Below are 13,162 nucleotides of genomic sequence, written 5' to 3' on the forward strand. Positions count from 1 at the left end.
CCTGAGTTGTTTGACGATAACCTCTTTCTAGCTCTTCCAAGCTTAAGTGGGGGGCAATCGTAATCCGTTTTGGCATAACCACCAGCGATAATTGCACCTGTGGACTATCATACCATGTGCAATCAACCGGATTCGATATAAGTCTTGCATGAAATAACGGGCGATCACATTTTTGCCAAATGATCGCCCTTGACTAACAAATAATCACTATCATCATACCAATGAAACATTCTCAATGGCTTCGCCTGCAAGCTGAAGGCGACAGGATTGTTGCGTCTTTTCGTTCGGATGGGTTCAACTGCTGTAAACAGCCACGCCGCTTGTCTTGGCGCATTAGCAAAGATTCGGTGACTTACAAGTTGACTTGGCTACCCGCGCCAATCAAGGAGTGGAGTTTGTTACCCAACGATGGAACGCCACAGCGAGAGCAACTTTTAGCGATGATTCGTTCTATTTTGGAGCATCGGGGATGTGGGCGCACAACCGAACCCTCCCCACAGTCTAACCATAGCTTTTGGCATCAACAACATTATCCTTGGACACTGGTGAGGCTTTTGCCAAATGCTCAACACTATACGGTGGCTCGCTTCTACAGTCGCACTGAAGCGGAAAATCACCAGCGCTTTTTGGGAAAGTGGATGCCTGATGCACAGTTTGAAGTGGTTTTCGATGAGGATACGGTGAATTCTACTGCTCAAGAGTGACATTGTATTCAATTTAGGTAGGGGCGCAAGGCTTGCGCCCTCTAAGGTTGTTGAGATGGGTGAAAATCAACTAATTGTAGCATTTAGACTACAATTGTGTTACACTGGCTTGAGGTAATTTCACACTAGCTTATTATGTACACGCCGTTTAGTACGAACAATATGAATGAAGAGTTGTCAGACAGAATTAGAGGTTTCTTTGATTTCTGGAGAGAAGACTACAACTTCATTGATGCATTAGATCCCAGCAGAGACTACTATCAGGCTAATGTGTTAATCTGGGCAGCTCTTGATACCCTTTCCAACCACTGGGCAAAGGGAATAGGGCAAACACAAGATAAGGAACAACAAAAGAAACCACCTCAAAGTCTTATTTTCGACGCATTTCTTGAGCGTTATGCTGGCGCTGGTAAAGCGTCTCACCAGAACCAAACCATCTCACCATTCCAGATGGTTTCACTGCCGCATGTTTGGCATCGAGCAGAGTGTTGTTATGACAACAAAAATAAAAACTGCGATCTTCCGAAGGATGTATACAAATTCTTAAAGGAGATAAAAAGGCGAGATTCAGACTTTCCTGCAACAGGACAAACCTGGCAATTTTCGGACGGATCGGGACTAGACTTTAAGGAAAAACGACAAACCCGCCAAATTTCGGACGACTTGCGACTAGACAAGATTGTTGAACTTACGCTAGAAAAATACCCAGAAGCAGAAAAATCTAAGCTTGAAAAATGGCTAGCTTTTTCTCGTTTCGGTGCGATCGCTTATAAGGAGATGCGATGCCCGTACATTCATGAGGGACAACATGGAACGAATGCACATGGTTTCCTGCTTGGCAATCATGAAATGCAACCTACATACTTGAGTTATCTCTATACTACACCCCCTAAAATTGGATTCAGTGTTGAGTTTATGCTAGGTATATTAGAATCTTGCATTAAAAATTTTGAAGCCGAATCCCTCGAGCTAGGCATAGATCCTGCTCCTAAATAATAATCTAAGTAGAATGGCACGCTCCTTAAGGCTAGTGGGCAATGCCCACCCTACACTCTACACTCATTCTAATTTGCGATCGCACCGCACCTTATCCTGACTTTTCAGGAAAAATCTCTAAATCGGCGAGAGTCGGGGCGGGTTTAGTCACATCTGGGTATAACCGAAAAGATAGTAGTGAAACCCGCCCCTACACAATCTCCCTTCATTGCGCCACATACTGTGGAAAGAAAGACCCATCCTCCCTCACTGCATAACCCGGACAGCCAATAGTCTAGACTGAGAGATCGATCATCACAAAAAAGGGAACCTCACGATGCGACTCTCTCAAATGCTACTCGTCACCCTCCGGGAAGACCCAGCCGAAGCCGAAATCCCCAGCCATAAACTCCTAGTTCGCGCCGGCTATATCCGTCGCATCGGTAGCGGAATCTACGCTTATCTCCCCCTGATGTGGCGCGTTTTGCAAAAAGTCTCCCAAATTGTCCGGGAAGAAATGAACGCCACTGGTGCCCAAGAATGCTTACTTCCCCAACTCCAACCCTCTGACCTGTGGCGAGAATCTGGGCGCTGGGACACCTATACTAAAGCAGAGGGAATCATGTTCGCCCTTACTGATCGCCAAAACCGAGAACTGGGACTCGGACCCACTCACGAGGAGGTAATCACCACCATCGCCCGGGAGATGATCCGTTCCTATCGCCAACTTCCCCTCCACCTCTACCAAATTCAAACCAAGTTTAGAGATGAAATCCGCCCGCGCTTCGGACTGATGCGGGGACGAGAATTCATTATGAAAGATGGCTATTCCTTCCACACCGATGAAGACAGCCTGAAAAAAACCTATCAGGACATGGATCAAGCCTATCGCAACATGATTACCCGTTGCGGTTTAGCCTTTCGCGCCGTGGAAGCTGATCCGGGGGCGATTGGCGGTTCTGGTTCCCAAGAATTTATGATTCTGGCAGATATCGGCGAAGATGAGATTCTCTACACCGAAGATGGGAACTATTCTGCCAATGTGGAAAAAGCTAGTTCCCTCCCGGCTGATCCTGAACCCTCTCCCTTTGAGACTTACGAAAAACGGGAAACTCCCAATACACCCACGATTGACTCCCTGTGTCAATTCCTCAACTGTTCGCCAACCAATGTCTTGAAAAATGTCCTCTATCAAGCCGTTTATGACAATGGGATGACGGTACTGGTAATCGTCAGTATCCGAGGCGATCAAGAGGTTAACGAGGTGAAATTGCAAAATGAATTAGTCCGTTTAGCCGATCAATATAACGCCAACGCCCTCATCGCCCTAACGGTTCCCGACGCCACCACCCAAGCAAAATGGGCGTCTAAACCCCTCCCTGTCGGCTATATCGCCCCGGATTTAGATGATGATTATATCCGCCCCGCTAGCGATGTCGCACCGCGATTTGTACGCTTAGTTGATAATACGGCGGTTGACTTGAAACATTTTGTCACTGGGGCGAATGAAACCAACTATCACGTCGTTGGTGCAAATTGGGGTGAACCCTTCGCCTTACCTAAACAGGTGGTAGATTTGCGGACAGCCAAAGCAGGCGATCGCGCGATTCATGATCCCAGCCAAATCCTGCACAGCGCCAGGGGGATTGAAGCCGGACATATCTTTCAGTTAGGCACTAAATATTCTAAAGCCATGGGCGCGACGTACACTAACGAAGCGGGGGAAGAAAATCCCCTGTATATGGGATGTTATGGTGTAGGCGTATCGCGACTAGCGCAAGCGGCGGTGGAACAATCCCATGATAAGGATGGAATTATTTGGTCACCCGCGATCGCACCCTACCACGCCATTATTACCGTTCCCAACATCTCCGACGCCAAACAAATGGACGCCGCCGAGACACTTTACCAGCAGTTATGGCAAGCTGGTGTAGAAACCTTACTCGATGATCGCGATGAACGGGCGGGTGTGAAGTTCAAAGACGCCGATCTGATTGGCATTCCCTATCGGATCGTTACCGGGCGATCGCTCAAACAGGGTAAAGTGGAAGTTGTGCAACGGGCAACCCACCAGTCTCAAGAATTGCCCCTGGATCAGGTTGCTTCTACGGTGAAACAATGGCTTGATGCAGCATTAACCCCATAAACTCAAATGAATAAGGCAGCACTGACTCGATTCATCATAGTGGCACTTTATATTTCTGCCTTTATGGGTGTAATGTTGGGTCTAGTCGGTGGATTTCAGACAGGGATTGCCTGTACTGCCCTTGTTTTTTTCTCTATCCTTTCCTATAAGTATCCTCGCATTGGATTATGGGGACTGCTGATCTATCTTCCCTTCAGCGGGAGCATTATTTATTCACTGGGCGATGTTTACCAATCTCTGGGTGAGAGAATCACCTACTCCGGGAATCATCCCCTCTTTCATTTAATTAAAGATGCGTTTTACTTTCCCGCCTTAATCGCCCTGATTCAGTCGCGGGATTCGTTTTGGAAACTACTACCGCGATCAATTCTCAAACCCTTATTGATCGCGATCGCGGTGGTGCTAGGAGTAGCATTAATTACATTCCTGTTGATTAATGTTCCCCAGGAGTTTGATCCCCAGGTCAAAGGAAGCCCTTTTCTGATGGGAATTCTAGGATTAAAAGGGCTGGTTGGGTATATTCCCTTACTCTTCTGTGGGTATTATCTGATTCGCGATCGCACAGACTTATTTTTCCTCACTCGTTTACACGTTATTCTAATCTTGATCTGCTGTAGTTTAGCGTTTCTGCAATACCTTTGGCTAGTTACTGGTTTATGTCCTAGTAGCAATAGTTTGACAGGAGAAGCTGTCTATAGAGCCAGTTTACAGGCACGATGTTTAGTCGGCGGTTCTCTGTTATACAATCCTCAAGTCGGGTTAATTCGTTTACCCGGTACATTTGTTGCACCCTGGCAATGGGGTTGGTTTCTGATTTCCAGCGCTTTTTTCACCTATGGGGCGAGTGTCAGTGATCCGTCTCGTCGGTGGCGATTCGTGGGATGGGTGGCGATGGTTGCAGTCTTGGCGGTGGCGGTCATTTCGGGTCAACGAATAGCCCTGGCGATCGTTCCGGCGACGTTTGTGCTGTTAGTATTACTCACGGATCGGCATAAGGGATGGCTACCCCTTAAATTAGGAATTGGGGTGCTTTTAGCGATTTGGATTACTCAAACGTTGGGGAAGGTAGAAGAACGGGTGATTAGTTTAGTTGATCGCTGGGAGGCGTCTCCTCCTCCTTCGTTTATGCTGGATCAATTTCAGTGGGTATTGAGTAGACAAGAGGGAGTATTAGGTCATGGTTTAGGACGAGCGACTAATGCTGCCCGTCGCTTAGGGGAAACTCAACTAATTGAAACCTATTATGCCAAATTGTTTTACGAAATTGGTCCGATTGGGGTTTTGGCATTTCTGGCGCTGGTGTCTTTGCTGACGTTTCTCACGTTTAAGGCATATCGGTCAGTTCAAGATTCGTCTTTACAACGGTTAGGGTTATGTCTTTGGGTGTTTGTTTTATTTATTAGTTATAACACCTATTATTATCCTCTGGCTGTCGATCCGGTGGAGGTTTATTATTGGTTTTTTGCAGGGGTTTTGCTCAAGTTACCGCGACTTGATGATCCAGTAGGTTCTGAAACACTATGTTCTGATCAGAAAGACGCTTAGCCTAGAACACAGGGTAGGGCGCACGTCAGTTATTGGTGTTAACTTAAGATGAGAAGCGGGGGAAGCTGGGGGAGCTGGGGGAGCAGAGGGAGCAATGGTGCATTTTCCCTGATAAGCTGTTTAGTAAGCTAGTCCGCGTAGGCGGACTTTGTTTGTGTAGCTGCGACTTCTAGTCGCCAGGGCAAAAAAGGGGTTCCTTATTACCGAGGTTTTAAAACTTGCCAAAGGATAAAAATAGTAAAGCCGATATAGCCACACACGACGATCCAATACTGCCAATTATTAGACGTGAAAACGTTATTACTCATTGGGATTATAGATTTTAGTTTGAGGTTAGGCGACAGGGCGACCCGAGTCTATTGAGTGGATTGGGGGTGTTCATTGATATCAGCGGGTCGCCCCTACAACTGTTTATTGATGTTGGTAGTTAGCCTCTACAACTGTTTATTGATATCAGCGGATTGTATCTAGACATTATAACTTTTTTTACCCGAACTATTTTGATACCAAAGAATGCCTGGGGTATTCTAAAAGAAACTACAAATAAACTCTCCAGCGCCATCCGGTTCAAAAGAAACAACCACTCCATCTTGGCGAATCCGGGTGCGATCGCGACAATTATAAATCTCTACGGGGCGTTTTACCCCATCAATACTCACGGCGGCTCGATACCGCCAATAATACTTGGCGGAACGCTTGATACTCAGGATACAAATATTGTGATCCTTGATTGTACGGCACACCGACGCCTCAGCCGGAAATGCCACAAGCCACACGACTACCAGTAATCCCAGTAAAGCCATCCATTTTACTTGGTCATTCGTCATTCGTCATTTGTCATTCGTCATTCGTCATTTGTTATTGGAAAAATCTTCCCCCATCTCCCCCATCTCCCCCATCTCCCTCATCTTCCCCATCTCCCCCATCTCCCTCATCTCCCCCATCTCCCTCATCTCCCTCATCTCCCCCATCTTCCCCAGCTTCCCCAGCTTCCCCAGCTTCCCCAGCTCCTGATAACTGATAACTGCTCACTGATAACTGATAACTCCCCCATCTCCCAGCGCTTTGATAGAAGGGGATTATCGCTTTGATTGTCAAATTGTCTAATTGCTTTGTTTGAACTTTACCCTCAACCCATTACACTATACACTAAGCTTAGAAAACTTAAAAAAAATTAATCGTGTAAGTAAAAATACCTGTTTATCAGGGTCTCTTCAGGTTCAATACCACTGAAGAGGAAATTTGTATACCCCCACGAGGTCATGCTGATGACTCAGTTTTTCCTTGACTCTGCCTGGTTAATTCCTTGCTATCCCCTATTAGGTGCAATTTTAGCCATCCCTTGGTCTCCGGCGATTATCAATCGTACCGGACCCAGACCCGCTGGCTATCTTAATCTCTTGATGACCTTCATCGCTTTTTGGCATGGGTTGTTGGCATTACTCGCCATCTGGAATCAACCTGCCCAATCGGTTGTGATTCCCTGGCTACAGGTGGTTGATTTGGATTTATCCATTCCCGTAGAAATGTCGGCGGTTACGATTGGGGCGACGATGGTGATCACTGGGTTGAATTTCCTCGCCCAAATCCATGCTATTGGTTACCTAGAAACCGATTGGGGATGGGCGCGGTTCTATTCGTTGCTGGCATTGTTTGAAGCGGGAATGTGCGGCTTGGTTCTGTGCAATTCCTTGTTTTTCAGTTACATTATCCTGGAAATTCTTACTCTGGGAACCTATCTTTTGGTTGGATTTTGGTTTAATCAATCCTTGGTGGTAACCGGGGCGAGAGATGCATTTCTAACCAAACGGGTGGGCGATTTAGTCCTATTAATGGGGGTCATTGGTATCTATCCCCTATCCAAAACCTGGAATTTTTCGGAATTGGCAGACTGGGCAAGTACGGTTAATCTTGATCCGAAAGTCGCTGCATTGGTTGGTTTAGCATTACTGGCTGGTCCGATGGGTAAATGCGCTCAAGTTCCCCTGCATTTATGGTTAGATGAAGCCATGGAAGGACCGGTTCCTAGCACCATTTTACGGAATGCGGTGGTGGTCTGTACGGGGGCGTGGGTGTTGATTAAATTGCAACCTGTTATCGCCATATCTCCCGTTGCGATATCTGCCACAATTTTGATTGGTGCTGTTACCGCCGTGGGTGGTACGATGGTCGCGATCGCCCAAATTGATATTAAGCGTACTCTGTCCTATCTGGTCAGCGCTTATTTGGGATTGGTGTTTATTGCGGTGGGTACAGGACAAATCCAAACCGCCCTGTTGTTATTGTTGACCTACGCCGCCGCCATGGGGTTATTGGTGATGAGTACGGGGACGGTTATTTGGAACAGTATTACTCAGGATGTGACGCAATTGGGCGGATTATGGGCGAAGCGCCCTGCTTGTGGCTTGTCTTACTTGGTGGGGGCGGCTGGATTGATTGCGGTTCCCCCTCTGGGCGGATTTTGGGCGTTTTTACAGTTGGGGGATTCTCTGTTTACCAGTCACCCGAAATTATTTGCCCTGGTGTTAGTGGTGAATGCTTTAGCGGCGTTTAGCCTCTTGCGGGTTTTCGGGTTAGTCTTCGGTGGACAAGCTAAAGAAATGGCACAGCGATCGCCTGAAGCACATTGGCCCATGGTCTTCCCTATGATACTGCTGATGGGGTTTACCTTGCACGTTCCTTTACTGTTAGCCACCTGGAATCTGTTACCAGAATGGGTAGGCGTGAATCCGACGGTGGCGGCTTCGCTGATGTTATCGAGTGCGATTGGTGGCGGTGCAGCCGCATATCTGTATCTGAGTAGCCAGGTGGAAAAGCCGATTCGATTTGGTTCAAAGGCGCTGCAAGACTTTTTTGCCTACGATTTATATACCCAAAAGTTATATCGGGGAACCGTAGTGTTTCTGGTGGATTTGATCTCGAGAACCATTTCTTGGGTTGACCGCTATATCGTGGATGGTTTGGCTAATTTAGTCGCCTTTATGACGATGTTTAGTGGGCAAAACTTGAAGTATAATGTTTCGGGTCAAACTCAGTTTTATGCGTTGACCATTTTGTTAGGAATAGCATTATTTGGATTTTTGTTGAGTTTGCCGATTCTGTCGCGTATTTCGCTGATTGTTGGTTCGTAGTTGCGCTTTAGCGCCCTACAACTCACAGGACTGACGACAAACGCTTAAACCAACAAAATTCCTTTGCAGTTAGACAGGAATCAGAATGAAGTGTAAACCAAGTAGATGGACAACGATAGATAGAAGCAAAAAATGATAACGGTTTATACATCGATAAGACGTGCCATGGCGCGTTTTGAGGTTTGAGGGTTTCGGGGTGGGTTGAATTAGAATGTTTCTAGTTAGTTAGAGATTGATAAACTCGCCCCCATTAAGTGGAAGCGTTTTAAGTTGGGAAATTTTGACGGGATTATGCTAAGTACGCTGATTGGGTTACCTGTTGTTGGTGCGATTATAATCGGGTTTCTGCCGGGGAAAGTGCCACAAAACCGACTCCGTTCAATTGCTTTGGCGGTGGCGACGGCGATTGTTCTGGTGACGTTGTGGTTAGCTACGAAGTTTGATATCACCTATTCCGGTTGGCAGTTTCAAGAGGAGTTAACCTGGATTCCTCAGTTGGGGTTATCTTACAAGTTAGGCACGGATGGTTTATCGTTTCCGTTGCTGGCGTTGGGGAGTTTGTTGAACTGGGTGGTTATTTTTAGTAGCCGCATTGATGTGGAACGGCTTCGCCTGAAATATGCCCTGATTTTGTTGGTGAATGCAGGGGTTACTGGGGCGTTTCTGGCACAGAATTTGTTGCTGTTTGTCCTGTTTTATGAATTGGTATTGATTCCCTTGTATCTGTTAATCGCGATTTGGGGGGGAAGCAAGCGGGAATATGCGGCGATGAAGTTTCTCATCTATACCGCTGTGTCTGGAATTCTGATTCTGGCGGCATTTTTGGGGATGACATGGCTGAGTAATTCGACTAGCTTTAATTATGAGGCGATTCAAACTCAAGGGTTATCGTTAACCACTCAGTTGATTCTGCTAAGCATTCTATTGGTGGGATTTGGGATTAAAATTCCCCTGGTTCCCTTACATACTTGGTTACCCGATGCTTATGTGGAAGCGTCGCCTGTGGTGGCGATTCTTTTGGGGGGTGTGGTAGCGAAGATGGGAACTTATGGGTTGGTACGCTATGGGTTACAATTGTTTCCCGAAACTTGGTCATTGGTCGCGCCGGGATTGTCAATTGTTGGCGTGGTGAGTGTATTGTATGGTGCATTGAGTGCGATCGCCCAAAAAGATATTAAACGAATGGTGGCGTATAGTTCCATCGGTCACATGGGGTACATCGTTGTCGCCGCCGCTGCGTTAACGCCGTTGAGTCTTTTGGGTTGTATTACTCAGATGGTGAGTCATGGGATGATTCTGGCGATTCTGTTTTATTTGGTTGGGGTGGTGGAAACCAAGGTGGGAACTCGCGAGTTGGATGTTTTGAATGGGTTGATGAATCCAACGCGGGGTTTACCCGTGGTGAGTGCGTTACTGATTTTAGGGGGAATGGCAAGTGCGGGGATTCCTGGTTTAGTCGGGTTTGTGGCAGAATTTTTGGTGTTTCAAGGAAGTTATGTGGTGTTTCCTTGGCAAACCCTTTTATGTATTTTTGCGTCCGGGTTAACGGCAGTTTATTTTGTAATTCTGCTGAATCGGACATGTTTTGGCAAGTTGGATAATCGTAAGGCGTACTATCCGAAAGTTCTCTGGAATGAAAAAGCGCCCGCGATTATTTTGGCGGTGATTATTTTCTTCCTGGGAATTCAACCAACTTGGTTAGTTCGGTGGACAGAAACAACCACGAATGCGATTGTTTCGGCGGTGCCGACTCCGGTTAATCAGAAGGTGGCGTTGAAGGAGGCGTCATTAGTCATTCGTCATTAGTTATTCGTCTTATGTAGTTCTTTGAGGTGAACAACGGGCGGGTTTTGTCGCCAAGCTAGGGACAACAATTAATATTAATCCCTAAACCCGCCCCTACAGGATTAAAAATCATTCCCTTGAACAAAGTCTTATGTCGTTCTTTGACGTGAACAACGGGCGGGTTTTGTAGCCAAGCTAGGGACAACAATCAATATTAATCCCTAAACCCGCCCCTACAGCATTAACAATCATTTCCTTGAACAACGTGAAGGGTTAACACTAAAAACTTGATAACCATGGTACAAACTCCAACCAAACCAGCAACGAAATTACCCCCGTCTCAGCATGAATTGGCGGATATTGTTCACCGCTTGGAAGCGGGGGGGGCGATGGTTCCCGATACGCCGGAAAACCTGATGCAAATTATTGGCATTTGGAAGGCGTATGCGGTGCCAATGGATTTCTATTGGCGGGATTTGCTTTATATTGGCGAACGAGTCTTTTTGAATCCGTTTCCCTTCTTTAAATATTTTCTGCCCAAAGAATATTTAGACCTCCATAATCATTATGCCGGAGATGATGCCGATTTACGCATTTGGCGGGGTCAAGCAACGGCGCATCCGGAACTTGTGGAATTTATTGAGACAGGGGAAACCCAGAAAATGCCCAAGTTGTTGCATCACTTGTGGCATGACCGGATTAATATGGAGTTTGCTGAAGCCTGTATGCGGGCAATGCTTTGGCATCGGAATATGTACGCCCCGGTGAATCAGTTTGATCCGTATCTGGATACTGAAGAGTATAAGAACAATGCGAATCGGGCAATTCAGGCGTATTTTAAAGGGAATCCGGTGATGCTGGGATGGCATAAGCTGTTCCCAGAGATGTTTATCGAACAATGTCGTCAGGCGTCGTATTATAGTCTATTGGGGCTATTCTGGGAAGTCATGGCACCCGTGTTCTTTGAGGTATCGGATCTCTACGACGAAGGAAAAATCACCTCTGTCCCTGAAGCGATGAACTTTTTGGTAAATGGCATCTTCGCGATCGCGGGTCGTCCGATCTATCATCATGTGTATGTCAAAGGGGAATGTTATGAGGTGATTCCCAAGTCCAAGGGGTTTACCTGGCTGTATGAGGCGGCGCTTCCTTATGTGGAAGCAGTATTCTATCGCACAGCGCCCTTTAGGGGTACGAAGTCTTATAATGCCCAAGCCAAGGAAGTTCCCACTGATCAGAAAGACTTCCATTATGGGGTTCTCTATGCCGATAAATTCCCCGTGGGTTCGGCGGGAATTCCACCCACATTACTGATGCAGGATATGTTACATTTCTTACCGCCTTATCTGCGAGACTTCTATGAAAAGCGTTGTCGCAGTGAAAATGATATCCTGAATCAAATTGGTATAACGTTTCAGCGATCGATGTATTGTGTGACATCGGCAGTATTTCAGGCGTTACGAACCGCACTGTTGTATCCCTTAGATGACCCGAATCCCAAGCATTTACAGGCGAATCGGGCATTTTTTGAAGCGCAATTAGACCGATTCTGCCGCCCAGAGTATGGAATCCGGGAGGCGGCACGGTTAGAATATATTCAGACTGCCGATTATCGGTAATATAGGTTTGAAAAATTACCAGATCCCCGACTTCCTTGAGAAGTCGGGGATCTCCGTCTAAAAAATATGTCTATAGATATAGGAGAGATATAGAAAAAAAGCTTAAAATTTGCCTAATTCAGTTCTAAAAATGAATTAACGTTAGTATTAATGTAAGACGCCAATCTCATAAAAGTCTAGGGGCGGATGTATGAATATTACAGAATCCACTCATTCTCCAGCCAAGCTTCTACAATGTCAACAACCCAGCGCTGACCGATAAAAGCGGTACAGCGTGGGCTTGAGAAGAAATTCTCAAGCCTTGTTGATTAGCCTTAGTAGTTCGTTAATAGTAAGAGCTACTCCGTTTATCGAGAATATATAGGCATCGTGGGGTGCAGGGTTGACTATCCGTTTCCTAGCTCCACGCTCTGCGGTTTTTCATTAAACATTCCTGTTGGGTAGGGAAAGTATGGAAACATCAAAACCTTGATAAACATTGGCGAAGGAAACCACACCCTGAGCGAAGTCGAAGGGTGAAAACCTTAACTTTAGGTGAAAATGAAAGTTTACGTTATCAACAAACATGGGCGTCCCTTGATGCCCACAACTCCCAGGAAAGCAAGACTCTTGCTCAAAAATGGTAAAGCCAAAATCGTTGGAGGCGACCCATTCACTATCCAGTTAATCTACGGTTCGAGTGGTTACACTCAGCCTGTAGAGTTGGGTATTGACGCAGGGTACGAGAACATTGGATTCAGTGGCGTCAATGAGAAAGAGGAGGTGATAGGTGGCGAACTTAAAATGCTCAAGGGAATGTCTGAAAGGATTACCGAAAAGCGGAAGTATCGTCGTACTCGTCGGAATCGACTTAGATACCGAAAGCCTCGCTTTTCTAACCGAAGAATAAACAAAGGATGGTTAGCACCTAGTATCCAGCACAAACTAGATACTCATCACCGCCTTATCGACAAAATTCGCCGTATTCTTCCAGTCATTGCTGTGACTATCGAAGTAGCAGCTTATGATATCCAGAAAATCAACAATCCCACTATTGAGGGAGAGCAGTACCAGTACGGGGAAAAATATGGTTTCGACAACCTGCGGGAATATATCCTGCACCGGGATAGACACAAATGTCAGAATCCAAATTGTAAGAACAAAGCAGATAGTCCTATTCTGCAAGTTCACCATTTAGGCTTCTGGAAGAATCCCCCTGATCGTACAGACAGACCAGCTAATCTGGTAACTCTGTGTACTAAGTGTCACACCTCAAAG

General features: G+C 46.2%; 11 protein-coding genes. 9 read left to right on the top strand and 2 right to left on the bottom strand.

All coding sequences use genetic code 11. The features are described from left to right. Nucleotides 1-221: 221 nt before the first annotated feature. From RID53_RS15370 to RID53_RS15390, 5 genes are all read left to right on the top strand, one after another. Nucleotides 222-704, top strand: coding sequence for a hypothetical protein (locus RID53_RS15370; RefSeq protein WP_446388937.1), 483 nt, complete (start codon nt 222-224; stop codon nt 702-704). Between the two features lie 162 nt (nt 705-866). Beyond that, nucleotides 867-1,700 (top strand): hypothetical protein, encoded by an 834-nt coding sequence (locus RID53_RS15375; protein ID WP_446388938.1) that lies wholly within the window; start codon nt 867-869, stop codon nt 1,698-1,700. A 41-nt stretch (nt 1,701-1,741) separates the two neighbouring features. Then, on the top strand, nt 1,742-1,957 hold the full coding sequence (locus tag RID53_RS15380) for a hypothetical protein (RefSeq protein ID WP_446388939.1): 216 nt from the start codon (nt 1,742-1,744) through the stop codon (nt 1,955-1,957). A 59-nt stretch (nt 1,958-2,016) separates the two neighbouring features. After that, the gene (gene proS, locus RID53_RS15385; protein ID WP_446388940.1) at nt 2,017-3,825 is read left to right on the top strand and encodes a proline--tRNA ligase; all 1,809 of its coding nucleotides are present in this window, start codon (nt 2,017-2,019) and stop codon (nt 3,823-3,825) included. Nucleotides 3,826-3,831: 6 nt separating this feature from the next. Further along, nucleotides 3,832-5,370 (top strand): hypothetical protein, encoded by a 1,539-nt coding sequence (locus tag RID53_RS15390; RefSeq protein ID WP_446388941.1) that lies wholly within the window; start codon nt 3,832-3,834, stop codon nt 5,368-5,370. 527 nt (nt 5,371-5,897) lie between these two features. Here the strand turns inward: RID53_RS15390 and RID53_RS15395 are convergent. Together RID53_RS15395 and RID53_RS15400 are read right to left on the bottom strand one after the other, a co-directional pair. After that, complete coding sequence (locus RID53_RS15395; protein WP_446388942.1) at nt 5,898-6,197, bottom strand: hypothetical protein; 300 nt, start codon at nt 6,195-6,197, stop codon at nt 5,898-5,900. Nucleotides 6,198-6,228: 31 nt separating this feature from the next. Beyond that, nucleotides 6,229-6,402: a hypothetical protein gene (locus RID53_RS15400; protein ID WP_446388943.1), complete on the bottom strand. Its 174-nt coding sequence runs from the start codon at nt 6,400-6,402 to the stop codon at nt 6,229-6,231. A gap of 236 nt (nt 6,403-6,638) precedes the next feature. On the opposite strand from RID53_RS15400, the gene RID53_RS15405 reads away from it, so the two are divergent. The 4 genes from RID53_RS15405 to iscB form a co-directional block, all read left to right on the top strand. Beyond that, a complete protein-coding gene (locus RID53_RS15405) occupies nt 6,639-8,501 on the top strand; it encodes an NAD(P)H-quinone oxidoreductase subunit F (protein WP_446388944.1) in 1,863 nt (620 codons plus the stop codon). A gap of 291 nt (nt 8,502-8,792) precedes the next feature. Beyond that, nucleotides 8,793-10,307 carry an NADH-quinone oxidoreductase subunit M gene (locus RID53_RS15410; protein WP_446388947.1) on the top strand — a complete coding sequence of 505 codons (1,515 nt, stop codon included), beginning with the start codon at nt 8,793-8,795 and terminating at the stop codon, nt 10,305-10,307. A 275-nt stretch (nt 10,308-10,582) separates the two neighbouring features. Continuing rightward, nucleotides 10,583-11,905 (top strand): CO2 hydration protein, encoded by a 1,323-nt coding sequence (locus RID53_RS15415; RefSeq protein WP_446388945.1) that lies wholly within the window; start codon nt 10,583-10,585, stop codon nt 11,903-11,905. A 540-nt stretch (nt 11,906-12,445) separates the two neighbouring features. Continuing rightward, nucleotides 12,446-13,162, top strand: a 717-nt coding sequence (gene iscB / locus RID53_RS15420; RefSeq protein ID WP_446388946.1) for an RNA-guided endonuclease IscB, incomplete at its 3' end; no start/stop codon positions are given.

Source organism: Coleofasciculus sp. B1-GNL1-01, assembly GCF_040220235.1.
Lineage (GTDB): Bacteria > Cyanobacteriota > Cyanobacteriia > Cyanobacteriales > Coleofasciculaceae > Coleofasciculus.